22 protein-coding genes are annotated in these 26,576 nt (G+C 39.1%); 17 read left to right on the forward strand and 5 right to left on the reverse strand.

The window, feature by feature from the left end; all coding sequences use genetic code 11:
* Positions 1-23 precede the first annotated feature (23 nt).
* The 10 genes from PCNPT3_RS01460 to PCNPT3_RS14105 all read left to right on the forward strand — a co-directional run bounded on the left by PCNPT3_RS01460 (position 24) and on the right by PCNPT3_RS14105 (position 12,834).
* Entirely contained in the window at positions 24-842 is an 819-nt protein-coding gene (locus PCNPT3_RS01460; protein ID WP_015464098.1) for a WecB/TagA/CpsF family glycosyltransferase, read from the forward strand.
* Entirely contained in the window at positions 839-1,837 is a 999-nt protein-coding gene (locus PCNPT3_RS01465; protein ID WP_015464099.1) for a sulfotransferase, read from the forward strand. Before PCNPT3_RS01460 ends, PCNPT3_RS01465 begins: the two co-directional genes overlap by 4 nt.
* Before the next feature lie 77 nt (positions 1,838-1,914).
* On the forward strand, positions 1,915-3,474 hold the full coding sequence (locus tag PCNPT3_RS01470) for an oligosaccharide flippase family protein (RefSeq protein WP_015464100.1): 1,560 nt from the start codon (positions 1,915-1,917) through the stop codon (positions 3,472-3,474).
* 137 nt (positions 3,475-3,611) lie between these two features.
* On the forward strand, positions 3,612-4,835 hold the full coding sequence (locus tag PCNPT3_RS01475; protein WP_015464101.1) for a hypothetical protein: 1,224 nt from the start codon (positions 3,612-3,614) through the stop codon (positions 4,833-4,835).
* A gap of 181 nt (positions 4,836-5,016) precedes the next feature.
* A complete protein-coding gene (locus tag PCNPT3_RS01480; protein ID WP_198006669.1) occupies positions 5,017-6,084 on the forward strand; it encodes a glycosyltransferase family 4 protein in 1,068 nt (355 codons plus the stop codon).
* Positions 6,042-7,529, forward strand: a complete 1,488-nt coding sequence (locus tag PCNPT3_RS01485) for an O-antigen ligase family protein (protein ID WP_232207367.1) — start codon at positions 6,042-6,044, stop codon at positions 7,527-7,529. Before PCNPT3_RS01480 ends, PCNPT3_RS01485 begins: the two co-directional genes overlap by 43 nt.
* Before the next feature lie 128 nt (positions 7,530-7,657).
* Positions 7,658-9,394 carry a right-handed parallel beta-helix repeat-containing protein gene (locus PCNPT3_RS01490; protein WP_015464104.1) on the forward strand — a complete coding sequence of 579 codons (1,737 nt, stop codon included), beginning with the start codon at positions 7,658-7,660 and terminating at the stop codon, positions 9,392-9,394.
* Between the two features lie 296 nt (positions 9,395-9,690).
* Positions 9,691-11,121: a hypothetical protein gene (locus PCNPT3_RS01495; protein WP_015464105.1), complete on the forward strand. Its 1,431-nt coding sequence runs from the start codon at positions 9,691-9,693 to the stop codon at positions 11,119-11,121.
* A 98-nt stretch (positions 11,122-11,219) separates the two neighbouring features.
* Positions 11,220-12,617: an undecaprenyl-phosphate glucose phosphotransferase gene (locus tag PCNPT3_RS01500; protein WP_015464106.1), complete on the forward strand. Its 1,398-nt coding sequence runs from the start codon at positions 11,220-11,222 to the stop codon at positions 12,615-12,617.
* A 76-nt stretch (positions 12,618-12,693) separates the two neighbouring features.
* Positions 12,694-12,834 (forward strand): hypothetical protein, encoded by a 141-nt coding sequence (locus tag PCNPT3_RS14105; RefSeq protein WP_156801481.1) that lies wholly within the window; start codon positions 12,694-12,696, stop codon positions 12,832-12,834.
* Positions 12,835-12,969: 135 nt separating this feature from the next.
* Here the strand turns inward: PCNPT3_RS14105 and PCNPT3_RS01505 are convergent, their stop codons facing one another.
* Genes PCNPT3_RS01505 through PCNPT3_RS13475 form a run of 3 tightly spaced genes read right to left on the reverse strand, consistent with a single transcriptional unit; the run spans position 12,970 to position 17,793 of the window.
* Positions 12,970-16,056, reverse strand: a complete 3,087-nt coding sequence (locus tag PCNPT3_RS01505) for a multidrug efflux RND transporter permease subunit (RefSeq protein WP_015464107.1) — start codon at positions 16,054-16,056, stop codon at positions 12,970-12,972.
* 8 nt (positions 16,057-16,064) lie between these two features.
* On the reverse strand, positions 16,065-17,186 hold the full coding sequence (locus PCNPT3_RS01510; protein ID WP_015464108.1) for an efflux RND transporter periplasmic adaptor subunit: 1,122 nt from the start codon (positions 17,184-17,186) through the stop codon (positions 16,065-16,067).
* A 34-nt stretch (positions 17,187-17,220) separates the two neighbouring features.
* On the reverse strand, positions 17,221-17,793 hold the full coding sequence (locus PCNPT3_RS13475) for a TetR/AcrR family transcriptional regulator (protein WP_015464109.1): 573 nt from the start codon (positions 17,791-17,793) through the stop codon (positions 17,221-17,223).
* A gap of 143 nt (positions 17,794-17,936) precedes the next feature.
* Here PCNPT3_RS13475 and rep point away from each other — a divergent pair, with 143 nt between their 5' ends.
* The 3 genes from rep to PCNPT3_RS01530 all read left to right on the forward strand — a co-directional run bounded on the left by rep (position 17,937) and on the right by PCNPT3_RS01530 (position 22,811).
* Positions 17,937-19,946 carry a DNA helicase Rep gene (rep, locus tag PCNPT3_RS01520; RefSeq protein WP_015464110.1) on the forward strand — a complete coding sequence of 670 codons (2,010 nt, stop codon included), beginning with the start codon at positions 17,937-17,939 and terminating at the stop codon, positions 19,944-19,946.
* Positions 19,947-20,332: 386 nt separating this feature from the next.
* Positions 20,333-21,064, forward strand: a complete 732-nt coding sequence (locus PCNPT3_RS01525; protein WP_015464111.1) for a glutathione peroxidase — start codon at positions 20,333-20,335, stop codon at positions 21,062-21,064.
* 295 nt (positions 21,065-21,359) lie between these two features.
* On the forward strand, positions 21,360-22,811 hold the full coding sequence (locus tag PCNPT3_RS01530) for a dihydrolipoyl dehydrogenase (protein ID WP_015464112.1): 1,452 nt from the start codon (positions 21,360-21,362) through the stop codon (positions 22,809-22,811).
* Between the two features lie 64 nt (positions 22,812-22,875).
* Here PCNPT3_RS01530 and ubiA read toward each other — a convergent pair whose 3' ends face one another.
* Both ubiA and PCNPT3_RS01540 read right to left on the reverse strand, forming a co-directional pair.
* On the reverse strand, positions 22,876-23,742 hold the full coding sequence (ubiA, locus tag PCNPT3_RS01535) for a 4-hydroxybenzoate octaprenyltransferase (RefSeq protein ID WP_015464113.1): 867 nt from the start codon (positions 23,740-23,742) through the stop codon (positions 22,876-22,878).
* Positions 23,739-24,293 (reverse strand): chorismate--pyruvate lyase family protein, encoded by a 555-nt coding sequence (locus PCNPT3_RS01540; RefSeq protein WP_015464114.1) that lies wholly within the window; start codon positions 24,291-24,293, stop codon positions 23,739-23,741. The genes ubiA and PCNPT3_RS01540 overlap by 4 nt, the downstream gene beginning before the upstream one ends.
* Before the next feature lie 100 nt (positions 24,294-24,393).
* Here PCNPT3_RS01540 and PCNPT3_RS01545 point away from each other — a divergent pair, with 100 nt between their 5' ends.
* The 4 genes from PCNPT3_RS01545 (at position 24,394) to trmD (ending at position 26,569) form a co-directional block, all read left to right on the forward strand.
* The gene (locus tag PCNPT3_RS01545) at positions 24,394-24,804 is read left to right on the forward strand and encodes a flagellar basal body-associated protein FliL (RefSeq protein ID WP_015464115.1); all 411 of its coding nucleotides are present in this window, start codon (positions 24,394-24,396) and stop codon (positions 24,802-24,804) included.
* Between the two features lie 198 nt (positions 24,805-25,002).
* Positions 25,003-25,248: a 30S ribosomal protein S16 gene (gene rpsP / locus PCNPT3_RS01550; RefSeq protein ID WP_015464116.1), complete on the forward strand. Its 246-nt coding sequence runs from the start codon at positions 25,003-25,005 to the stop codon at positions 25,246-25,248.
* Positions 25,249-25,274: 26 nt separating this feature from the next.
* On the forward strand, positions 25,275-25,802 hold the full coding sequence (gene rimM, locus PCNPT3_RS01555) for a ribosome maturation factor RimM (protein ID WP_015464117.1): 528 nt from the start codon (positions 25,275-25,277) through the stop codon (positions 25,800-25,802).
* Between the two features lie 17 nt (positions 25,803-25,819).
* Positions 25,820-26,569 (forward strand): tRNA (guanosine(37)-N1)-methyltransferase TrmD, encoded by a 750-nt coding sequence (trmD, locus tag PCNPT3_RS01560; RefSeq protein ID WP_015464118.1) that lies wholly within the window; start codon positions 25,820-25,822, stop codon positions 26,567-26,569.
* Positions 26,570-26,576 lie beyond the last annotated feature (7 nt).

A 26,576-nucleotide genomic window follows, 5' to 3' on the forward strand; every position in this document is an offset into this window, starting at 1 on the left:
CCCTTAAAACGTAAGGATAGATAATGAAGACGACCGCCAATAAAAGCGATGTAGATAGCCGGTTGACAGATTTTGAAGTACAAGGAAATACGCAATGTTTGTTTGGTGTTAATGTGCATGCATTAACAATGCAGCAAGCGTTAGAAAATATTGATAAGTGTATTACGCTCCGTCATTCATTACATATCGGGATGCTTAATGCTGCTAAAATTATTAATATGCGCCGATCTCCTGCATTGGATGCGGATGTCAAAAAATCTAATATGATATTAGCCGATGGTAGTTCGATCTTAGTCGCAAGTCGATTACTTGGACGCGCGTTACCAGAGAGGGTTACGGGGATTGATTTAATGCTGGGTATTTTTTCGCAGGGCTCGCCCCTAGGTTATCGTATTTATTGTTTAGGGGCGACGCCTAAAGTCCTTGAAAAAGTGCAACAACAGATAGCTTTGCAATATCCCGGTATTATTATTGCGGGTGCGATGCACGGTTATTTTAGTGCGGATGAGGAACTCGCTGTGGCCGAAAAAGTAGCACGCAGTGGGTGCGATATTTTATTGGTGGCGATGACCTCACCTAAAAAAGAGAAATTTATGGCGCGCTGGGGGGAGGTTATGAATGTGCCGATTGTCCATGGCGTTGGAGGCTCCTTTGATGTGCTTGCTGGGCTTGTTGAGAGAGCGCCGAAGCACTGGCAAAAATTAGGTTTGGAATGGTTGTATCGGGTGGTGCAAGAGCCTAAACGTTTGTGGCGACGTTACTTGGTGACGAATACTTTATTTGTGTGTTTGCTAAGCAAAGAAATATTTTTATCTTTATGTGGCAGGGTAAAAAACCGATGAAAAACAAAAAACAAAAATTACTTTATTTAGCAGCTGCGAGTCATTCAGGATCAACCTTAACGGCCATGTTATTAGGAGCCCATCCTGATGTTTGCTCTGTGGGTGAATTAAAAGCGGTACATTTAGGCGATGCAGACAAGTACTTATGCTCTTGTAAAGACACGGTTCAAAAGTGTTACTTTTGGCAAGGTGTCACTGAAAAAATGGCGTTTGAAGGGCATAGTTTTAATATTACAGATGCCAAAATGGATATTCGCAGTGGTGCAGATCGTTATGTGTTACGCCTTCTTAAGCCGCTTGTTAGACATAATATATTAGAATATATGCGTGATTTTTTATTAAATATGTCGCCGTCATGGTGCACGGCGCTACCTCTGTTGCAACAGCGTAATAGTGATTATGTACGCGTCATCGCGGCGCAATCACAGGCAACCTGGGTAGTCGATTCATCTAAAATTGGTATTAGACTTAAATACCTTTTAAAAAATAAAGACTTAGACATTAAAGTGCTCTGGTTGGTACGTGATGGGCGAGGTGTGTCTCTAGCCTATAAAAATCCGTCACAGTTTGCGGATGCAAAAGATCCTACTTTACGTGGGGGAGGGGTTGGTAAAACACAAGAATTAGGTCGGGATATTGCACAAGGTGCACATGAATGGGTTCGCTGTAATGAAGAAATTGAGGCAATATTAAGTCAGATGGATAAACAGAATTGGCTGAAAGTTGCTTATGAAGATATTTGTTTAGATACCGAGAATACCCTACACAAAGTATTCCAATTTATGGGCGTTGATAGTGCTCAGACAAGACTTGATTTTAAAAGTGTTGAGCATCATGTGATTGGCAATGGTATGCGTTTAGATGAGAGTGAAACTATCGAATTAGATCAGCGCTGGAAGCATCAATTAACGGTCACTGACTTAGGTATATTTTCGAATGTAGCGGGTGCTTATCAAAAGAAAATGGGGTATGGCTGGGGCACGTTGCAGCGATGAAAAGGAAATAACTATTAATAAAGGTTACCCCTGATGCTATCTGAGCGGTAGTATCAAGAGTAACAGAGGTATAGTAAGTGTTAAAAACGGATAAAAATTTGAAGGCAGAGGAAGATTTAACAGGGCAAAGTCGTTTCGCTTGGAACTTAATGGTGAGCTGGGTCAGTCAGTTAGCGCTTATATTTTCAGGCTTTATCATGCCTCGCGTTGTGGATGAAAAAATAGGGCAGGTCGCCTTAGGAATTTGGGATTTTGGCTGGACCTTTGTGGGTTACTTAACCTTACTCGGATTTGGCATGGGGGCTTGCTTTAATCGCTATATTGCAAAATATCGCGCCTCAAATGAAATTGATAAGCTCAACGAAGTCGCTAATTCAGTTGTGTTTATACAGATTGGTATTGCTACGTTTGTGACCGGCGTGACGCTACTGTTTTTTTTCATATTACCCGTTTATTTTAGCACTTCGTTACAAGGCTTTGAAAGCCAAGCTCAGTGGGTTATTTTATTCTTAGGCTTTAGTCTTACATTACAAATGCTTTCGGGATCAGCAAGAGGCCTGTTAACGGGTTATCATCGTTGGGATATCCATAATGCACTACATGCGGGCAGTAGTCTTTTGTCATTATTGTTGATGCTATGTAGCCTTTTTTATACGGATATGGGTGTTGTTGGGATGGCGCTTAGCTATTTTATTGCAACGCTTATTTTTGAAAGTTTACGCTTTTACTTTGTAAGGCGTGTCTGTCATGAATTTCATTTCAATTTACGCTTGGCCAAGCGTAAAGTAGGTTTGCAAATGTTTACGTTTTCACTTAAAAGCATGCTTGCAAATCTGCCTCCTATTTTATTACTGCAAAGCATTAACCTTATGATAGTGACCGTCTTAGGGCCTGCTGCGTTAGCTATTTTTGCGCGTCCAATGGCATTAACGCGCCATATAAATACATTTATGAGTAAATTTACATTAATGTTAACGCCGACAACAGGGGCATTAGAAGTAAATCAAGATATGACACATATTCAGGATCTGTATTTATATTCTACGCGTTTAAGTTTTGCGTTTAGTTTGCCTTTGTTAGCCTTTTTATTTACCTATGGCGATGTGTTATTAACCTTTTGGATGGGATCGGATTATGCACTATGGTCACTAATGATGGTGCTTTCTATTGGGCAAGTACTGAGTATCGCACAAGATACTTCTATCCGAATTTTAATGGGCTTAGATCAGCATGGAAAAATTTCAATTTATGCTTTTCTAACGGTGTTATTCATTTTTATTATTTTATTCTTCTTTTTTGCATCCTCGCATTGGACCTTAACGAAGGCTGCTATTTGCTTTGTAGTGCCCTTGACGTGTGTTTATGGCTTTATGATCCCCATTTATACTTGTCGAAAATTAGCGCTTTCTTATTTTAAGTATTGCCAGCGTTGCTTCTTCTTACCGCTACTTTATCTCTTACCTTATTTAGTGGCGCTTAGTTGCTCTCGGATCCTTTTTGATCAAGGTGAAGTACTTTTTGCCTGTTTGCTATTTGCAGTATCGGTTGCTCTCACCTTATTGATTTATTTTATTTATTTAGTGCCAAGATCTCTCAAGCAAAAATTATATTTAAAGCTAGGCTTAAAGTCGCGATAATATTTTTTAATCAACTTTTCAGCATAAGGAAGGTTTATTCTAGTCAATTAATCTACACAAAAAAGTCAATATGCGAGCAACAGCATCGAAGTTAAGGCGTTCGCTACTTTTTACGTGGAAATAAAAGGAGGACTGTTATGCCCGGATCATTAAGAAAATATCCATTTCCTTATCAATCTATGTTGGCAATCTGTAGTGATCTTGATGAAACGCCAAATAAAGCGGTTTACTTTGAAACCATCCGTTACTTAAATACCGATCAAGATACGTTATTAGGTAAAGGCGTTAATTTAGAGGTGGGTAATAGTATTTATTTTTCTATGCCAGAAGATCAATTCTCTTATTTAAATACAGATGCACAAGGGCGTTTGCGTATTCATCAACTTATTGCTTCTGGGCACATTGATTGTTTACACTCTTTTGGTGATTTTGTTAGCTCTCGAGAAGAAATACAAAAGTATTGGCAGATACTGCGTCATGGGTCTCGGCATATAGAGGTCTGGATTGATCACGCCCAATCCCCCAGTAATTTTGATACACAAATAATGCATGGCCTCGGCGCCATTTACTCAAGTAAGCTTTATCATTGTGATATTACGTGTCAGTCGGGAGGTCTCGCCTTTATTTGGAAGGGCCGGGTAACCTCGGTTGTTGCACAAAATAGTGCGCATAGCATTGCGGGAATATTTAATCCGAAAAAGATGAGCACTTCTTTTAAAACCATGGCATTAGAGAAATTAAAATATATTTTTGGGGTATTTGGTAGTAAAAAATACAGGATGCATCAACGTAATGATGTGTTACGCAAAACACACTTACACGATGGTACTAAAGTTTATGAGTTTATGCGCAGTAATCCCTCTTATGCAGGTGTTTCACGTTTTGATTGCACCCGAGGAATACACAAGGTTTTAAATAAGCGCATGCTCGATACCTTAGTAAAAAAACAAGGCGTGAGTATTTTATATACACATTTAGGTAAAATATTCTCAATAGAATCCCCTTTTATCGATGTGACGCGTCAGGCTTTTGAGCTTTTAGCGAGCTACGCACAAAACAAAAAAATATTAGTGGCTAGCACTCGCAGATTATTGGGATATTTGCGCACTCAAAAAGAGAGTTCGTATTATATAGAGCATCGCGGTGAAACGACGATTATTCATTTGAATACGCCTTATCAAGGTGAGGATATCAGTGGTTTGACTTGGTATGTTAAATATCCTGAAAATGTGCAGTTATATATAAATGACGTCCGATTTTTAAATTTGCAAATTAACGTGGCGGATCAAAGCGGACAGTTAAGTGTTTCTATCCCATGGCTAGATTTACATTTTCCGAGCGAAAATGAGGGTATGTTATAAGATGATGAGATCCAAGCGTAAAATATTAGTCGCATTTTTATATCGCTATAGTTTACGATTTTGTTTATTTTTTTATCACTGCTTATTTTTTATTATTAAAAAAATAAAAATAAAAGACAGGCCCAGAGTCGAAAAGTCTGTGATTTTGGTCACCGGCACCTTTTATTCGGACCACTGGCTTATGACGCATTTGCAACCGATGGCCAATGCGAATAACTGTGCAAGTGTACTGATGGTTTCGTCAACGGTGGTACCTGAAATGCATAATGTGAAAGCTTTATATGCCCCCCTTTTGTTGCAAAAGATACTGGGTAAAGTGGGCGCACGCTTGTGTTATTTCTGCTGGTTAAGCTTTCGCCTTAAACCCGATGTATTGGTGGGATTTCACCTTTTATTAAATGGTTTATTGGTTGCCATTCTGGCGCGTTGCATTGCTGCTAAATCTATTTATATTTGTGGTGGTGGCCCTCGAGAGGTGATGCATGGTGGTCTATATACAGAAAATCGTCTTTTTAAACATATCGGAAAAGCCGATTTATTGATTGAATCGCTATTAATTAAAGCAGTTAATGAAATGCATGTATTGATCACGATGGGAACCTCCGCACAACGCTACTTTCAAGAAAAAGGCATAAAAACGCAGTATGAGATCATTGCGGGTGGCTTCGATGAGTGTGTTTTTAAAGTGAACAATGCACAACCCCAAAAATATGATTTAATTTTAATTGGACGATTATCGCAGGTAAAACGTGTAGATCGTTTTTTAAAGGCACTACAAAAAGCAAGAGAGACTCTGCCATCTTTAAATGCGGTGATTGTGGGAGATGGCCCTCAGCTTGCGCAGTTAAAGCAATTGAGTTTGAGTTTAGGGCTTGGCTCTGCCGTGGATTTTGTGGGCTGGCAAAATAATATTGAAGATTGGCTACAGCAATCTCGATGCTTTGTTTTAACCTCGGATTCAGAAGGGTTATCACAAGCCTTGATACAGGCAATGTTAACGGGACTACCGGCTATCACCTCTGATGTTGGTGATCTTAGCGACCTTGTGAGTGAGGAGGAAAATGGTTATTTGATAACGTCTTTATCTTCTTCGCATTTTTCTCAGGCTTTTGTGCATTTATTTTCTCATCAAAAGTTATTCGAGCAGTTTTCTGAGCATGCGCGGATCTGCGCTAAAAAATATTCGATAACAAATGTGACCTTGCAATGGCAAGAGGTATTGCAAACGTTATCGGAGAAAAATCAATGATCCGAATTACCTTATTAACCTTTCTGATTATTTATTTAAGTGTATATGCCTGGAAAAATTGGTTTATGGCATGTTGCTGGCTTATTTTATTAATGGCGGTATTTCAGCATCCTGATATGCCTAAAGCGATAGGGGGTATTCCGGGATTAAATCATTGGAATTTTTTATTTATAAATATTGTGTTTTCTTGGCTGATCAATAGAAAAAAAGAAGGCTTGAACTGGGAGATGCCCAGCAAAATAAACCTATTATTATTTTTTTATGTCTTGCTCATTTTTATTGGTCTAAGTCGTTATTTATTTGATATGGAAGGCGTTCTTAGACTTGCAACATTTGTACCGATGAAAGTGTTGTCTACTAGCCAAGCTATTAACGAATATTTTATTAATTGTATCAAATGGGTGGTCCCTGCTCTGATTATTTTTGATGGATGCCGCACTAAGAAACAATATAGTTTTGCGTTATTAATGACTTGTTTGATGCTGATATTATTAGCTTTACAGATAATTAAAGCGATGAAGCTCGGCTCATTAACGATGAGTGGTAATGCCCTGCAATATGCTGCGTTAAAAGTTATCCCCTCTAATGTGGGTTACCACCGGGTCAATATGTCGATGCTAATGAGTGCTGCTTTTTGGATGATATTTTGTTTAAAAGAATACGTTAAGCCTCGTTATTATTGGCTATTGATAGTACCTGCCTGTAGTGGCACTTTTATGGCAATGGTGATGACGGGGGGGCGAACCGGTTATGCGAGTTGGGCTGTTTTAGGTTTGTTTTTTGCTGTTTTTAAATGGCGAAAATATATATTTTTGGTGCCTTTTTTAATATTAGGTGTGATTTTTTATGCGCCATCGGCAGTCGATCGTTTTACCCAAGGGATGCACGCAGAAGACACCGACATTTCACAGGTTACGCTTGATTTTGAAGACTCGCAGTTAGATACGCAACGTATTACCTCCGGACGGGTTATCGCTTGGCCGTTAGTATGGCAAAAAATTGTAGAGGCCCCATATTTTGGATATGGGCGTATCGCCATGAAAAACACAGGGATCACCACCCAGATAATTATTGAGCATGGCATCGGTGAGAGTTTTCCTCACCCGCATAATGCGTATTTAGAATGGTTATTAGATAACGGTGTGATTGGGGCTATTCCGCTGTTTATTTTTTATCTTTTGATTTTGAAATATGCTTATTCTTTATTTCGTGAAAAGGAAAATAAACTTTATATTGTAAGTGGAGGAGTGTGTTTAGCCGCTGTACTCGTCTTTCTTCTGGCGGCCGTTGGTAGTCAAACTTTTTATCCAAGAGAGGGCTCTGTTGCAATGTGGGTGGTAATAGCGCTAATGCTACGCGTGTATGTTGAGCGCGCAAAAGTGGCGAAAAAGGGCGTCAGTTTATTAGTTGGGAAAGTCGAAAGTAATTATATTTTTAAGTTTTAAAGTACAGTTGCAATGCCAATCATGGATTATTTCTTGTTATGAACTACTATTCAAAGAATTAAATAAAGCAATAAAATCTAATTTACTCTTTATTGCTTAGTTCGCGAATCAGTGACGAGGTCTGCATTATGTGTCAAGCCAACATCATAAAAAGCAATAGTATAAAAATACTTAGCATGAAAGCAGTGTTAGGCACTCTGCTTTTATTGTTTATGAATTTCAGTTTTGCTAATACACAAGTTACCTACGCACTTGGGATCCCAGATCCTCTTCTCACTTGGACTACGCTTAACTATAAAGGCAAGATTATTCATCCTATTTCAGGTAATTCACCTGCATCTTGGCAGGTTGCCGTTGGTACTGGTGTGAACGCTTACTACATCGACAACGTGCATAAAAAGGCAACTGACAAAAATAATGAGTTTGGATCTCCGCAACGACCAAGACGTACTATCCCCGAAATAACTTATGAGGCAGGCTCTTATGTGGAAATCCATGGAGGGCCTTATACGGGAGGGGGGCAACTTATATTGGGAGCGAATGGCACGCCGGGCAAACCTGTTTGGATCCGAGGCGTTTCTGCAGATAAAAAAGCATTGATCACAGGTACGACAATTTTAAAAGGTCAATACATCTTCTTAGAAAATCTACGCTATACCGAACAAAGTAAGACACTACAACTGCGCACTCATAATGGCAGTAGTTTGCACCATGTTGTTATTCGTAACTCTGTTTTTAGTGGCTCTGGACACGCCACGGGTAATGGCTCTGCTATCGCTATTTATGGCGGATCGGTGACGCAACGATTTCACGATATTATTATTTATAATAATCAAATCTCTTATTTAGGTAATAGTTATAGTGATGTTTCACCAGAATCTGGAAATGCGCCAGAGAATGATAAACACGGAATATTGGTGCGCAGTAATACGGATAGAGTTTGGATCTTAAATAATAGCATTCATCACATGGGAGGCGACTCGGTACAGGTGGGGGTTGCATCGATTAAAGACAGTGACAGGGTTAAAAACACGTTTATTGGTGGGAATGATTTTTATGATAATTTAGAAAATGCAGTGGATGTGAAAGAGGCTGACGATACGATCGTGAGTACTAATAAAATGCGCAATTGGATCCAACATAAAGATAACAGCTCAACAGGGGTTGCGGTGGTTATCCATAATGCGGCTAAAAACACTTGGCTGATTAATAATCGTATAAAAAATGCCAGTATTGGGATAACGGTGACGGGGGGCTCTTTAGATACGTGGATTGTTGGTAACATTATTGAAAAAATACAGCACTCCTCTTGGGATAAAAGTTGGAACGCACAGAGCCTCTACTCGACAGGCGCGGGCATTCATTTTCGAGGTGGGTCATCCGGTGGCGCCGTCAATAATACGATTGTAAATACGGATAAAGGCATTGAAATGACAACGGGCTCATACACTATTATTAACAATATAGTGGCGTTACGACGTGAAAAAGAGGCTTATGATCTGCAGGTTGAATCGACTAAATCTAATAATATGATCAGTAATAATATTATCTATGCGCCTCATTATGATGTCAATTTCAAAAATATAGACTGTCAATATTGTTTATATTCACCTCCGAATTTTATTGGTGCGCAGTATGTGTTGGGTAATGTAAGCGTTAGTGTGGCAGCGGGCGCTCCGATACAATTTCTTCAAGACAAATTTTATAGCCAATATGGCCAACATCTAAATAAAGATATTGCATTGAATCAACGTGTATTAGGAGGGATAGATATCGGGGCTTATGAAAATACATCTTCGACCCAAGATGGCTCTCATGTTGCACTCCCTAATGCACCGGTAATAGCAAATATTGATATCGAATAATCGTGATCGTTAACAACGTGTGTAAAGGATATAACGTATTTACACGCATGATTTTAGAGGGGCTATTTTTAGCCCATGCTTGATTAAAATGAGTAATAGTAATGTGCGTAATGCACTTTATGTTGTGAGGTTATTGTACTTATTTTCTTGTTTATTTTATCAATAGAGGAGAAATTGAGCATCGTCTTTGAGCATGGCATTTTCGTACTCTAAGTATGTAAAACCGCATGGATTGCCGTTTTTAACTGCTATCTCTGCTTTAAAATGCTTTTCTGCATGATGTAAGGGAGTTACATATGCCTAAAATACTTTCATCGGTACACTTTGTACCTTTATTTATATTGTTTCTTTTTCTATTCATGGCCTATCAGTCATGGCAGGAATATAAAATATATCAGTTAAATCAACTGGCATATACTCTGCATACTAGTGCGGGTGAAATGTATTTACGTCGGATCTCTTGGGTAGATTATGCCTCGAATGAAGACGGCTATGTTGTTGAGCGTAAAATAGAGGGCAGTTATCGCTTACTTGCCACATTGGAACAAAATGCAATCTCTTATCTTGATGGCACGGCAAGTGATGACGATCTCCTTTGTTATCGTGTGGGGGCCTTTAATCAAGCGGGCACTGTTTATTCTGATGAGTTTTGTATTGATAATACAGACGAAGCGTCGGGTGTCATCGATGAAACCGATGAGGGGGACGTCTCTATTGTGGCTGAATTTATAGCCCCTAAAAGCCAGATAGACATCGCGGGAAGAGAGATTTACACGATAAAAAGTGCCTCTGTGATAAACCCTGAATTTAGTACGGCAGAGATAGAGAATGTGGATTTTTCAATCGCTACTGGCAATTTATCTTACCGCGACTCAAATTCGTTTGTTTTTTTAGAGCAAGGCGAGGAACTTGAAAATGGGTATGTGTCGATGCCTTTTAATGTAGAAAATAAATTTTCATTTACCTTAAAGGGTAACGATCAAGAACAAACTGCCATCTTGTATTTATCGGCTGGAACGTGGGGAACGATGGGGGGGAGCTTAAAAATCCGGGCGGGAGAAAGCATAGAAATACTAACTTTACCGTCTTCTCATACTTGGCATAATATAAAAGTAGAGTTTAAATTTAAAAATACGACGCAAATAGAGATAACACCAACGGAAAATTATTCAAGTTACAGTGCGGTGCAATTTGCAGCTATTATTTTAAATAATGCCAGCCGCCGTAGTGAAGCACATCTACTACAAGTAGATATCGAAAAAGATAGCGTCATAGATGTTAGTACGGTTGCATTCATTAGTTCAACGGGGATCATTAACAATAACAGTGATCATCCGATAAAAGGTCTTAGTGTGAACTATGAGGGGACCACTAAATATAGATCTAAAGGCGCATCTTTTATGCAGGATGGGCAACTTGTTGCCAGTGGGCAAACCTCAATGGCATGGCAGGAAGATAATGCGGTAAATTTAACGTTAAATAACATCTCTGATGATGTAAATGTGGCCTCTGTCTACTTTAAGGCGGGAGTGTGGAGCCATGAATCTGCAAGTATTGACCTTCTCATAAATGGTATTTCTTTTCCTATTGAACTGGCGGGTGGCTTCAAATGGTTCTATTTTAAAGTAGACATAGAATTTGAAGGCGAGTTAGATTTGCAGCTGCGTCCTATCGGTAAATTTGCAGGATACAGTCAGCTCTACTTCACGGGTCTAATATGGCAATGACCTTATTTAAATCATAAATATCTTGTTTTACAAAAATATAAAAGAAGGCGTTAACGGCGTCCTTCTTTTATATTTTTTATTGCGCTGGGAGGCGGTAGATGCAATCAAAAGTTTTTAATTTACATTCTAATACTTATTCTTTTATTTATCGTTTAATTGATTTGAGCATTTTATTTGCAACGTTACCCATCGTACGTTATTTTTCTGATTCATTTGTTGAGTATGAGCCTCTTGTAGGCTCATTGGCATTGGCTGTTATTTTCTTATATATAGCAGAATCATTTGGTTTGTATCGGGCTTGGAGGGTAGGCCACCTTTCTGAAATGGTGCTTAGTGTTTGGGCTTGTTTTGCGCTATCTTTTTTATTGTTTTTTATTTTGTCTTGTTTTATTACTAAATTCCCGCATTTTTCATGGGATATTGTTTTTTATTGTTTTTCAATCAGCTTATTACTGAGTTTTACCTGGCGACTCATGCAGGACTTATTTTTAAAAATATCTTATAAAGCAGGTTTGAATATTAAGCGTATTGCCATTATTGGCGCGACGGCATCATGCAAACATTTATTATCGGAAATTAATCGACGTAATGAGCTGGGTTATCGAGTTCACGGTGTTTTTGATGATCGCTGCCCTGCGCGCATTATGAATAAGTGGGACGTGCAAGTGCAAGGGAAAATAGATGATGCGATTGAACTCGCCTATAGCGGTAAAATCGATATTTTATTTATAGCGCTCCCGCTTAAAGCGGAAAGGCGTATTGGAGAGATATTGTTACGCTTAGGGGATACACAAGTAGACGTGCATTACATGCCTAATATTTTGATCTCTACATTAGTGCGCTCACGTTGTGTGAATGTGGGTGAAATTGATACCTTGAGTGTTTTTGAATCCCCTTATTTAGGCGCTAAAGAATGGATAAAACGCAGTGAAGATATTATTCTAAGCTTACTTATATTGACGATTATTGCAGTGCCTTTGCTCGTTATTTCTATTGCCATTAAATTAACATCAGCGGGGCCTATTTTATTTAAACAACGTCGTTATGGATTAAAAGGGGAGGAAATATTAGTTTGGAAGTTTAGATCTATGTATGTTTTAGAAGATAATGAAAAGGTGACTCAGGCAAGTCGAAATGATCCCCGTGTTACGCCCTTAGGGCGTTTTTTAAGACGCACGTCTTTGGATGAATTCCCACAATTTTTTAATGTTTTGTTTGGTAGCATGTCGATAGTTGGGCCTCGCCCGCATGCGGTTGCGCATAATGAAGCGTACCGACTGCGCGTACGCTATTACATGTTGCGCCATAAAGTAAAACCGGGGATAACAGGCCTTGCTCAAATTAATGGCTGGCGTGGGGAGACGGATACCTTAGACAAAATGGAAAACAGGGTAAAATGTGATTTACAATATATTAAAAATTGGTCAGTTTGGTTAGATATTAAAATTATATATTTAACCGTATTACGAGGATTTACGGATAAAGACGCTTATTAAAAGTACCTTATATCCATATCATCTAAATATGCATTATCAGATCCTTGCTTGAATAGCAGAGCAAGGAGTCATACTCATGGTATTCATCTTTGTTGTGGGTATCTGTTGTTATCAAATCGTAATGAAGAATAACTCTGTTGCATTTATGCCGAGAAGCGAAGTCCTACTTGGCTTGATGATTTTATATTATAGCGCATCATGGGTATCGCCACAGTAAAAGTGCTCTCTTTAGGCGCTATTGCTGTAAGTGTTTTTTATCGAAGGCACTATGCTGTCATCGACCTTAAATTTTCATTCATGCAAAAAAAAACCTTACGCAAGTAAGGTTTTTTTATGCTTATATTTTAAGGTTTTAATCTTCTTGTTGGTGAACTTTTAATGCGAGTGTTTCATCAAACTCTTGTTCTGGAGAATGTTTACTGGCAATAAATGAGTAGATCACAGGTAAGATAAACAAGGTAAATAAAGTGCCGATAGAGAGACCTGCCACAATAACCACGCCAATACCAAAGCGGCTGACCGCGCCTGCACCCGTTGCGAAGAGCAATGGAATTAGACCTGCAACCATGGCTGCTGTCGTCATTAAGATTGGACGTAAACGTACACTGGCAGCCTTTTTAACCGCATCCGTTCTATTTAAACCATTGTGCAATTGTTCTTCTTTGGCGACTTCTGCGATCAAAATACCATGTTTAGTTATCAGACCCACCAAGGTTATTAAACCTACTTGAGTGTAGATATTCATCGTAGCCGCACCCCAAGCCATAGCAACAAGTGCGCCACTGATCGCTAAAGGTACCGTCATTAGAATAACCAAAGGATCGCGTACACTTTCAAACTGGCTTGCTAACACAAGGAAGATGATCAAGATAGCAAGAATAAAGGTTGCATATAAAGCGCTTCCTTCTTCAACAAACTGGCGCGCTTCACCTAAATAATCATGGCTGTAACCTTGTGGTAATTTAGTTGTTGCCAGATTATCAAAGAACTCAATAGCTTCACTCATTGCGACGCCCGGAGCAAGTACGACCCCAACCGTTGCACTATTTAGTTGATTAAAGTGAGAAAGAGAGCGAGGTTCAGCCATGATATTAATAGAAATTAATTCACTTAATGGCACCATGTCGCCATTTTTGGCTTTTACGAAGAAGTTGCCTAATTTATCAGGAGATAAACGATATTTACGTTCTACCTGTGCAATCACTTCATAACTACGCCCATCTAAATCGATACGATTTAAATAACCATCACTTAGAAGTGTACCTAAGGTAATACCAATATCTTGCATGGTAACACCATAAGCACCGGCTTTATCTCTATCAATTTTGATATCCATTGTTGCCGAATCAAATGCTAAATCGAGCTCTGAATAAACAAACTTTGGATTGTCTTGCGCTTGTGCCAGTACGTCACTGGCAATTTCAACGAGGCTTTCAAATGGGTTAGACGTGGTGATCACGAATTGCACGGGTAAACCACCGGATGAACCTGGTAGTTCAGGCATTTGGAAGGCTGTCGTTGCAACGGCAGCTACGCTATTAAAATCAGGCGTTAAGATAGCTGCAAGTTGTTTAGGATCGACATCTCGCTGACTCCACGTTTTCATAATCGCAATACCAAAAGCTTGGTTACTATTAGGAATACCAGACATAGCCAAGGTGCTTTTAACACTTGGCTGCTGCATTGCCATATCCGTGATCTCATACATACTATTTTCAATATAATCTAAATTCGCATTGGCAGGGGCTTTTGCCATTACCATCAATGCGCCTTTATCTTCAGTTGGTGCAAGCTCTGAAGGAATATACTTAAATAAGAGAGGCAGAGACAAAAATACTAGGATAGCAAAAAGGATCACCGCAGGGCGGCGAGTCATAATAATATCGAGCATTCTTGAATAACGTAACGTAATGTTAGAGAGTGTGCTCTCAACAATCTGTTCAAAACGATTCGGCTGGTGGTTACTTTTTAGCATAACGCTACACATCATTGGCGAAAGTGTTAAGGCGATAAAACCTGACACAAATACAGCGCCTGCCAATGTTAATGCAAATTCAGTAAATAAAGATCCCGTGATCCCGCCCATTAATGCAATCGGTGCATATACAGCGGCTAAGGTAATGGTCATCGATATAACTGGGCCTGCTATTTCTCGCGTACCAATAATAGCAGCACGAAAAGGCGTTTCACCCGCTTTAATATGCCTATCGACATTTTCGACCACCACAATCGCATCATCGACCACTAAGCCAATGGCAAGTACCATCGCAAGTAACGTCATTAAGTTGATAGTAAAGCCAAACATCTGCATGACGACTAAAACCCCAATCAGTGAGAGAGGAATAGTGACAATGGGGATGATCACCGCGCGCCATGAGCCTAAGAATAAGATCATAACGATTAATACAATCGCGCCAGCTTCAACAATGGTTTTAATTACTTCATTAATCGATTCATCAATGGCAATCGTGGAATCATAAAGGACTTCCATATTAATGGAGCTTGGCATGTTTTTGCTAAAGGCAGGTAACATCTCACGCACACCGGCGGTAATGTTAAGTGGATTTGCCGTTGGTGATGCATCAATAGCAACAATGACCGCATTATTACCATTGGCCATAGAGCGGTAAGTATCATGACTTTTTTCAAGAGAGACTCTTGCAATGTCTTTTAAGCGGATAACTTTACCGTGCTCACGTGTTGCGACAATCAGCGTTTCTAATTCGGCTGCCGTTTTAACTTGTGTTTCTGTTTTTGCATTAAAGAGTGTGAAATAGCTATTGGTCTGCCCTGTTGCTGATTGAATATTATTGGCTTGTAATATTTGCACAACTTCTTGGGTGGTCAAATTAAAGCCAGCCATACGCTCTGGATCTAACCAAATACGTAGCGCGAAGGGCGTACCACCGTAGAGATTAACTTTCGCCACACCATTAATACTAAAGAGTTGCGGTTTGATTACGCGCTCTAGATAATCGGTGATCTGGCTTGAGTTTAAAATTTCACTTGAGAAGGAAATATAGATAACAGAAGTAGAAGCACCGGTACTTAGATCTATGGTTGGATCTTCAGCTTCACTCGGTAATACAGAGCGCACGCTGTTAACTTTGGCTAAAATATCTGCTACTGCGCCATTAGGATCGGTATTTAGTTTCATAAATACTTTGATACTAGAGCGGCCCATATAACTTTGCGAAGTAATAAAGTCAATATTATCGGCTTGGGCAATGGCTTGCTCAATGGGTTGCGTTATAAAGCTACTGATCAAGTCTGCATTAGCACCATAGTAACTGGTAGATATCGTTATTACGGTGTTAGTCATGCTCGGATATTCACGCACTTGCATCTTAGCGAGTGCTTGAAATCCTAATAAAACAATCAATAAACTTAATGAGATCGCCAGTATTGGGCGTTTAATAAATATATCAGTAAATTTCATTACGCCTCCTACAACGTTGGTATTTGAGCGGGTTTATCTAAAATCGATGATTCAATCTCTTTCACATGTGCACCATTACTTAAGCGTACTTGGCCACTTGTTACGATTTTATCACCCTCTTTTAAACCAGAAAGGACATGAATGTCACCGTCTTTACTTTTACCTAATTCGATTATTTTTTGGGTAACTTGTAAGAATGCTTTACCCGCATCTGTTTTTTGTTCGCTGATCAAATAGACCGTTTCACCATACAAAGTATAATTAATAGCGGTTTCTGCAATGATCACTTGTTTGCTGAGTGTTGGTAAAACGATATTGGCTTTAGCAAACATACCTGAGCGTAATTTCTGGAATTTATTTGGAATATCAGCTTGTACCTGTACTACGCCACTTTGGTAATTAACGGCAGGCTCAATGGCCGATATAGATCCGAGGAAAACACTTTCAGGCTCTGCATCGACAAAAATATGTATCTTTTGGCCTACAAATATTTTATTGAGATCATTTTGTGGCACCGTAAAGCGCAAACGCATGCGACTGATATCTTCTAAACGTACGATATTAGAACCTGCGGTTAAATATTCGCCCATATAAACATTACGTAAACCGGCAATACCATCGAAAGGTGCACGAATAATTCGGCGACTAATCGTTGCTTGATAAGATTCTATTTCGCCTTGTAAAGACAGGTAATTAGACTGTGCATCATCCACTTTACCTTGAGAGACAGAGCCTTTTCTAAATAATGCCTGCATACGTTTGTAGTTACGTTTAATCGCAGGCATTTTACCTTTGGCAGCTTTTAAATTGGCTTTTTCAACTTCACTGTCGAGATAAATCAGTGCATCGCCTTTTTTAAAGTTTTGTCCGGATTCAAAATTAATTCTAATTATTTTGCCAGCTACTTCATTGGATATCATGACACCCTGAATAGGCTCAATAAAACCAATAACACGTAAATGAGGCGTCCAATCAGCTACTTTAATTTGTGTGCTTGTCACTGAAAATTCAGGAATAGGGCGGTTAGCGAGGTATTCTTTAATTTTACTCGCTTTAAACATGTTAAAACCAATGACACTACCAAAAACTAAGATGGCTAATAGTATTGCCGAAGCGATCCATTTTTTCATTTGATTACCTTTGCTGTTAAAATTAATTAATTAATTAGTTAGTTTTCTTTTGAATTATTAACCAAGAGGCTTCACGAACTTGCGTAAGCAAAACTTCATTTGGTTCTAAATGCTGACGTAATATATGCTTAGCAAGATTGACAGCACTCTCAAAACTGAGCGCAAGTAATGCTTCAATAGGCCAAGCATGAAAGGTATGATCATCTATACCTTGTTGATAAAACTTGAATAAAGGTGCATATACATCACTTTGCAAAATACTTTTTACTTCTGCGTTATTGTTGCCTGGTCGACATAAGAGCATATCAACCACATTTAAGCGTTGAGGGTTGCATAACACCGCATTAAATGTATTTTTCCATAAAATATCATACTTTGTTTGTAATGATTGTTCCTCTTGCCAGTTTTTGAATAATGTATCTGCAATCTCAATATTAATGTGGATCAACAGCTCTGTTAGTACGGCGTCTTTATTTTTAAAATAACAATAAATGGTTCCGGCTGCAATATTGGCACGCTGCGCTAATAATTTCATGGATAAGCCATAAAAGCCTCGCTCACACAGGAGAGTCTCGGCTGCATTTAAAATTGTAATTCGTTTATCCATGGATCTGACCTAAAATGAATGAACGTTCATTATTATCTATTCATCAAATTATGCAATATTAAAATACATTTTTATGTCCTTTAATTGAAATAGAGGTATAAAGATGCGTAAAATTGGTTTATTAGGATCTATTAGGAAAAAGAATGAAACTAAACCCCGGCCAAGATGCCGCAGTAAAAATGATCTCTGGACCGTGTTTAGTCTTAGCCGGTGCAGGAAGCGGTAAAACGCGGGTGATCACCAACAAAATTGCCTATTTAGTAGAGCAATGTGATTATTTAGCTAAAAATATAGCTGCGGTGACCTTTACCAATAAAGCTGCACGCGAAATGAAAGAGCGTGTTAGTAAAACATTAGGACGCAAGGCCTCAAGAGGGCTGATGATATCGACGTTTCACTCGTTAGGGCTTAATATTATTAAACGAGAAGTAACAACGTTAGGCATGAAAGCGGGTTTTACGCTTTTTGATGATCAAGATACCTTGGCTTTATTAAAAGAATTAAGTGTCAAACAGATCCAAGAAGATATGGATATTTTAAAATTATTGGTTTCAGCAATCTCCAATTGGAAGAATAGCCTGATTTTACCCGCGCAAGCATTGCGCATCGCAAAAGGTGAGCAAGAAAATATTTTTGCGCAGTTATATGACACTTATCAACGTCAATTAAAAGCTTATAACGCCCTAGATTTTGATGATTTAATTGTATTGCCTACGTTATTGTTAACGCACAATGAAGCGGTGAGGTTGCGCTGGCAAAAGAAAATTCGCTATCTTTTAGTCGATGAATATCAAGATACAAATACCAGCCAATATGAATTAATTAAAGCATTGGTCGGCGCGCGCGCGCGCTTTACTGTGGTAGGCGATGATGATCAGTCTATTTATTCTTGGCGTGGCGCCCGTCCGGAGAACTTATTATTATTGCAACGTGACTTTAGCCAGTTAAAAGTCATTAAATTAGAGCAAAACTACCGTTCTAGCCAGCGCATATTAAAAGCTGCCAATATCTTAATCGCTAATAACCCACATGAATTTGAGAAACGCTTATTTAGTGAACTTGCTTATGGTGAGCCGATCAAAGTATTAACAGCCAAAAATGAAAAACATGAAGCTGAGCGCGTGGTGATGGAGATTTCTGGGCATAAGTTTATGAATAATGCCAACTTTAAAGATTATGCAGTGTTGTATCGCGGTAATCATCAGAGCCGCTTATTAGAAAAGGTGATGATGGAAAATCGTATTCCTTATAAAATCAGTGGGGGTACGTCATTTTTTGCGCGCAGTGAAGTCAAAGACATCATGGCTTATTTAAAGTTATTAGTGAATCAAGATGATGAAAACGCATTTATTCGTGTGGTTAATAAACCTCCAAGAGGCATAGGCGCAACGAGTCGAGAAAAATTAGGTACTTATGCAAACTTACGCCAAATTAGTATGTTTGCGGCCAGTTTTGAAATTGGTTTAGAGCAAACATTATCGGGTAGAGGCTTACAAGCTTTGCAAGCCTTTACGCGCCGTTTAGTCGAGTTAAATGATCGCTTAAAACGCGATGCGAGTGTGGACGTCGTGCGCGATCTTATCCGTGATATTGGCTATGAAGATTGGCTTTATGAAAACAGTCCGAGCCCAAAAGCTGCTGAAATGCAGATGAAAAATGTATCTATGCTATTTAAGTGGGTAACAGAAATGTTACAAGGAGACGATTTAGACGATGGCATGACATTGGAGCAGGTGGTCGCAAGATTGACATTACGCGATATGCTATCGCGCAATGAAGAAGAAAATGAACTTGATCAAGTGCAATTAATGACGCTGCATGCATCGAAAGGTTTGGAATTTCCATATGTGTATTTAATTGGCATGGAAGAGGGAATTTTACCTCATCAGGTGAGCATGGATGAAGATAACGTGGATGAAGAGCGTCGTCTTGCATATGTAGGGATCACGCGTGCGCAGAAAGAGTTAACCTTTATTTTGGCCAAAGAGCGCAGTCAATATGGTGAATTGATTAAACCAACCCCCAGTCGTTTTTTGTTTGAACTACCCCAAGATGATTTGCAATGGGAAAGTGGCCCGCTGAAAAAAACGGAAACACAAAAAAAACAACTGGCAGAAAAGGGTATTGCGAGCTTAAAAGCGTTATTTGATTAAGACGGTTATACAGATACACGCATGGCGAGTGCCATTACGCTGCGTATTTATAACTTTGTATTAGATTAGACTATGCTAAGCATCTTGAGGCTACATAGGTATAGAGGGAATTTGTCATCCTTTTTTATAAAAATGCGATATATTAAAGTTATTTTTATGCGCACTTCTGTTATTACTATAGGGTTGGACAAATAGCGTTAATATGATCAGCGCTGTTTTTGTGATGCGTAATGCAAAATAAAGTTGCACTAATTATTAATTGCCAAAACCTATCAAAATGATAATTACAAACGATTTTACCAATTAAAATAAGCGGGCTATTATTAGCACATCAAATAAGTGCGAAGCTTATTTACTTTATCAATAAAAACTTTAAGGAACGAGCTATGTTAGATAATATTGAAGGTCAAAAAATTCCAAATGTTACTTTCCCAACGCGCCAAGGTGATGCTTGGGTAAACCTCTCTACCGAGCAACTTTTTGCGGGTAAAACAGTGGTTGTTTTTGCTTTGCCGGGTGCATTTACGCCAACATGTTCATCTACTCACCTTCCTCGCTATAATGAACTTGCGGGTGTTTTAAAAGAAAATGGCGTTGATGATATTATTTGTTTAGCGGTAAACGATACGTTTGTTATGAATGCTTGGCTTGCAGATCAAGAAGCTGCCAACATTACAGTTGTACCCGATGGTAGCGGTGAGTTTACGCAGGGCATGGGTATGCTAGTAGACAAAAGTGATATTGGTTTTGGTAAGCGTAGCTGGCGTTACAGTATGCTTGTTAAAGATGGCGTGATTGAAAAAATGTTTATTGAGCCAAATCAGCCAGGCGACCCCTTTGAAGTTTCTGATGCAGATACGATGTTAAATTACATCAACCCGGTTGCTAAAGCGCCGGCAGCTGTGGCTTTATTTACTAAACCGGGTTGTCCTTTCTGCGCTAAAGCAAAACAAGCCTTACAAGATAAGGGCATTGCTTTTGAAGAGATTGTTTTAGGAACAGATGCAACGAGTGTTAGCTTGAAAGCTATCACCGGTCAAACTACCGTGCCACAATTATACGTTAATGGTGAGCATGTAGGTGATAGTGAAGCGATTATTGCTTTTGTAAGTAAATAATTCATTAAAGCTTAATAAGGTGGCAATACTCAAATTGTCACCTTATAGCAAAGGAACTAACGAAGTGATCCGTTTTGCTTGTTGAAATTTTTCCTGCGCAATACATGATCATTAAATTAATACCTTTGGTATTATTAATTACCTATCTCAAATACATCTATTTGCCATTTAAATAGTCTATCGTCACTTTGCCAAAAATCTCACACTTGTACTTTCTTTCTCTTTCTCTCAAAGATTGTATACCGATTTATCCGCAGACTGTCCGTAGCTTTAAAATAAAGAAAGTGGAGTTATCATGAAAAAAATTGAAGTAAAAGTCGTTGTTATTGGTGGTGGAACCGCAGGTCTTGCTGCCTATCGTGCAGCCAAAGAAAAAACAGATTCAGTATTACTTATCGAAGGTGAGCAATTTGGAACAACGTGTGCCCGTGTCGGTTGCATGCCAAGTAAATTGTTAATTGCCGCCTCAGAAGCTGCTCATCAAATGCAGCATAGCGCCCCTTTTGGCGTCTTTGTGGATGGCAAAGTACGCATTGACGGTAAAAAAGTAATGCAACGTATTCGTGATGAACGCGATCGTTTTGTGGGCTTTGTATTAGACGCAGTAGAGGGCATAGACAAACAAGATAAACTTTTGGGTAAAGCCACGTTTATCGATGAACATCATTTACAAATTGGCGACCATAGCATCGTTAACGCAGAGCGAATTGTCATAGCGACGGGATCTCGCCCTAGTTACCCCGCTGTGTGGAATGAATTAGGTGATAAATTAATAATTAATGACGATCTGTTTAATTGGACAGATTTACCGCAGTCGATAGCTATTTTTGGGCCCGGCGTTATTGGTCTTGAATTAGGTCAATCATTGCATCGTTTAGGCGTCAAAGTATTTATGTTTGGCATGGGCGGACAAGTCGGTCCTTTTACCGATAAAGATGTGATGGAATATGCGCGTAAGACATTCTCTGACGAGTTTTTCTTAGATGCTGATGCAACGGTTAAAGAGATGATCCGTAAAGATGATGCGGTGCAAATTACTTATGTGGATAAGCAAGGCAAAGATCAAATCATTATGGTTGAGCAAGTGCTGGCTGCCACTGGTCGCAGGCCTAATGTGGATAATTTAGGTTTACAAAATATTAGCATAGAGCTCGATGGTCGCGGCGTGCCGATTGCTGATCCCTTCACAATGCAAACCTCTGTGCCTTCTATCTTTATCGCAGGTGATGCGAGTAATCAACTGCCTTTATTACATGAAGCTGCGGACCAAGGTAAAATTGCGGGAAATAACGCAGCGCTTTATCCTAAAATTCGTGTTGGCTTACGCCGTACATCGATAGCAGCGGTCTTTACTGATCCGCAACTGGCGATGATAGGCTTAAGTCGTAAGCAAGTGATTGCTAAATTAGGGAGTTGCTCTTGCTTTGAAACGGGCGTTGTCTCTTTTGAAGATCAAGGGCGTAGCCGGGTGATGTTGAAAAATAAAGGCCTATTACATATTTATGCAGAGCATGGAACAGGGCGTTTATTAGGGGCTGAAATGATAGGGCCACAAGCTGAGCACTTAGCGCATTTATTGGCTTGGGCACATCAAAATCGGATGACGATTTCACAAATGCTGGATATGCCTTTTTACCATCCAGTCATAGAAGAAGGGGTACGTACGGCGCTTCGCGATCTTAATGCGAAGTTGAAACTAGGCTCTGCCATGATCAACCAATGTATGGAATGTGGTCCTGGTTGTTAGGTTAAATACGCCTTTGATTAGCAGATTTTTTTACGCTGTTAATCAAAATAAAGGTGACAAAAAATTATAAGTAATTTAAAAATATTGCAATAAAAACAACCGCTCCAATACGATTGTTATCTAAAAAGGCTTTAAAATAAGCCTTTTTATCATTGCCTCTTATATCCCAATGTTGTTTTATAAATAATCCCAAAACAATCACCAAACTGCAGAAATAGATAGCATTTAAGTTTTCAATAAAACCCAAACAGACTAAAAGAGCACAGCTAATAAGTTGTAAAACGCCAATAATAGTTCGCTCAAAAGGGGAAAATAAAATGGCGCTCGACTTCACCCCTATCTTTAAGTCATCTTCTTTATCGACCATGGCGTACAACGTGTCATAAGCGATAGTCCAAATAACATTAATAACAAACAACAACCATACAATGCTATCTAAACGCCCTGATTGGGCCGCATAAGCCATGGGAATAGACCAACTAAAAGCAAGCCCTAATACAAATTGAGGTAGATGTGTAACGCGCTTACTAAAGGGATATAAACTAGCCAATAATAAACCAACGACAGACAATTGAATGGTCAGAGTATTTTGGGTGAGTACTAAAAGGAAAGCACTGAGGGTTAACATAAAAAATAAGAAGAGGGCTTCTTTAGGCGATACTCTACCAGATGGTAACGGACGATTTTTAGTGCGCTCAACAAAACCATCTATTTTTCGATCTGCAAAATCATTGATAACACATCCCGTGCTACGCATAAGAAAGACCCCACAACTAAATACCAGTAACACGCTTAAATCGGGGATCCCTTCTGCTGCTATCCATAAAGCCCAAAGTGTGGGCCAAAGTAATAGTAGAGATCCAATGGGTTTGTTTAAGCGCATTAATTCAAGATAAGCTTGACCTTTTTGTCGACACGCTACAGATATCATTGATAAATTCCAGATGCGGGTAAAAATAATTCACTGACTAATAAAGGATAACCATTAAGGTAAAACATTGAGCGTCTCGCCCATAAAGAATAATCCGAAGGTTGATCTATTGTTTGAGCAAGTTGGTGCGCCGTTGAGGGCTGTTTAAACTCGGCAAATTCAAAATCACCACGCGACATGGCCGCGTGTTTAAATAAAATACTTCCTAAGGATAGGGGGCCTATATTAGAAAGGCTTTGTGACTGTGCATTTAATGTTGAAATTGGGATCTCGGTTTGTGCGAAAATGACAGCTTTATGATCTACATATAAAAAAACGTTACGTATTAGGAGTTTTTTTTCATTGGCAAAGTAGCCTGATAAATCTATGCTAGGCTTTGTGAGTTCTTGATCTTTAACGCGAACTTCAAATGTTTGTGCACAGGACTCAAGTTTTGTTGTTAAGGACTTAGGATCGATTAACCAAGAACGAATGTTTAAGGAACAATTTAAGTCTTTTTGTTCTGAAAACCACGCAATTGAGGAGTTAAATACTCTATAAATATCAACCATAAGCGCCTTGAATGCAGTGAAATCTAAATAATCTGATACTATAGCATTTCATTATGTTCAAATATTTTTTTTCTACATTGTTACAGAGGAAACAACTATTGTGAAAAAAATTCTACTTTGTTTATTTTGTTTTTCTCTTTCTCTTTTTAGTCCTGCTATTTTAGCGGACGAGGAAGGTGAAGTGAAAAATGATTATCAATATTTTTTACTTGAGCCCGATATTATTACTAATTATATCAAAATAGGAAAACGCATCGGTTTTGTGCGTATTTCGGTTGATTTAATGGTAAATTCACAAAGTGATTATGAACTTTTAGAACGACATGAGCCACTTATTCGCGATAGGATAATCTCTATTTTTGGTGAGCAAAATGAAGATAAAGTAAAATCTATCTCAGAGCGTGAATTGATCCGTAAACACTGCCTAGAAGATGTCAATAACTTGTTATTTGCAGAAACAGGTACAAAACCGATCAAAGAGTTAATATTTACTAAGTATTTGTATCAGTAGTGATATTTTAGGGTGCTAAGTCAGATATAAAAATATATTTATAGTTATCTCAAAAGAATGCTTGTCGATTGTTTAAGCAATATTGTGATTTAGATTGTTATTTTGCCTAAAAAGAGTATGATTTTGCAGCTTTCTACAAAAGCAGGCGGTCAGAGGTTTCTGGCCAAAGACGTTTAATAATTTAATATAGAGGACGATATGGTAACAATTCGTTTAGCTCGTGGTGGCGCAAAAAAACGCCCATTCTACCAAGTGGTAGTAACTGATAGCCGTAACGCACGTGACGGTCGTTTTATCGAGAAAGTAGGGTTCTTTAACCCAACTGCACAAGGTAAAGCAGAAAAATTACGTTTAGACACAGATCGTATCAACCATTGGCTTGGTCTTGGTGCACAACTAAGTGATCGCGTATCTAAATTAGTAAAAGACAACGCAGCCGCTTAATTGCGAGTTGGTTAGGAGAATATTAAGTGAGTAACGTAGCAGAGCCAATTGTGATTGGAAAATTTGGTGCCGTACATGGTATTAAAGGCTGGTTAAAAATTCACTCCTACACCGATGATGCTGAAAGTATTTTTCAATATAAGCCATTGTTGATGAAGTATAACGGAGTGATGCAAGAGGTTAATATAACCGATTGGAAAGCACATAGTGGTACTTTTGTAGCAAAAATAAAAAGTTTTGATGTGCGTGAAGAGTCACAAGCCCTTGTGGGTGTTGAACTTCTTGTAAATATCAATGAACTTCCAGATTTGGAAGATGATTTTTATTGGCGAGATTTGATTGGCTGTCAGGTTGAAACTGACAAAGGTTATCATTTAGGTGCAGTCACCGATATGATGGAAACAGGCTCGAAAGATGTGCTTGTGGTTAAAGCCAATGCAAATGATGCTTTCGGACAAAAACAACGGTTAATTCCGTTTATTAAAGAGCAGGTAGTATTAGACGTTAATATTACAGGCAAACTAATTATAGTTAATTGGGAACCTGATTTCTGACACCCTAGGAGAATGGCATGTGGATTGGGGTTATTAGCCTCTTCCCGGATATGTTCCGGGCCATTAGCGAAAATGGGGTGACAGGTCGAGCGGTAAAAAATAATTTGCTTCAGATTCAATGTTGGGATCCTCGTGATTTCACTATGGATAAACATAGAACGGTTGATGATCGTCCCTATGGTGGTGGGCCCGGTATGTTGATGATGGTGCAACCTTTACGGGATGCTATCAACGCAGCAAAACAGGCTGCCAAAGAAGCAGGTCACGAGGCAAAGGTTATTTATCTTTCCCCTCAAGGTCGACGTTTAGACCATTGTGGCGCACAGTCTCTAGCATCAAACAATACAGCGTTGATCCTAGTTGCAGGGCGTTATGAAGGAATAGATGAGCGCATAATTGAAAGCTTAATCGATGAAGAATGGTCGGTGGGTGATTATGTGTTAAGTGGTGGTGAGCTACCAGCGATGATTTTAATTGATGCTTTGGCGCGTTTTGTGCCGGGTGTATTAGGTCATGTGTTGTCGGCAGAGCAAGACTCCTTTGCGGATGGATTGCTTGATTGCCCTCACTATACGCGGCCCGAAGTGTTAGATGGAAAAACAGTGCCGAGTGTTTTATTAAGTGGTGATCATGAAAAAATTCGCTTATGGCGATTAAAGCAATCATTACAACGCACGTTACAAAGACGACCCGATTTATTAAACAACCTAGCTCTGACTGACGAGCAAGCAATATTGCTTGCTGCTCTGCAAAGTGACTCCAACTAAGCAGCGA

Origin of the sequence: Psychromonas sp. CNPT3 (assembly GCF_000153405.2) — a bacterium.
Taxonomy (GTDB): domain Bacteria; phylum Pseudomonadota; class Gammaproteobacteria; order Enterobacterales; family Psychromonadaceae; genus Psychromonas.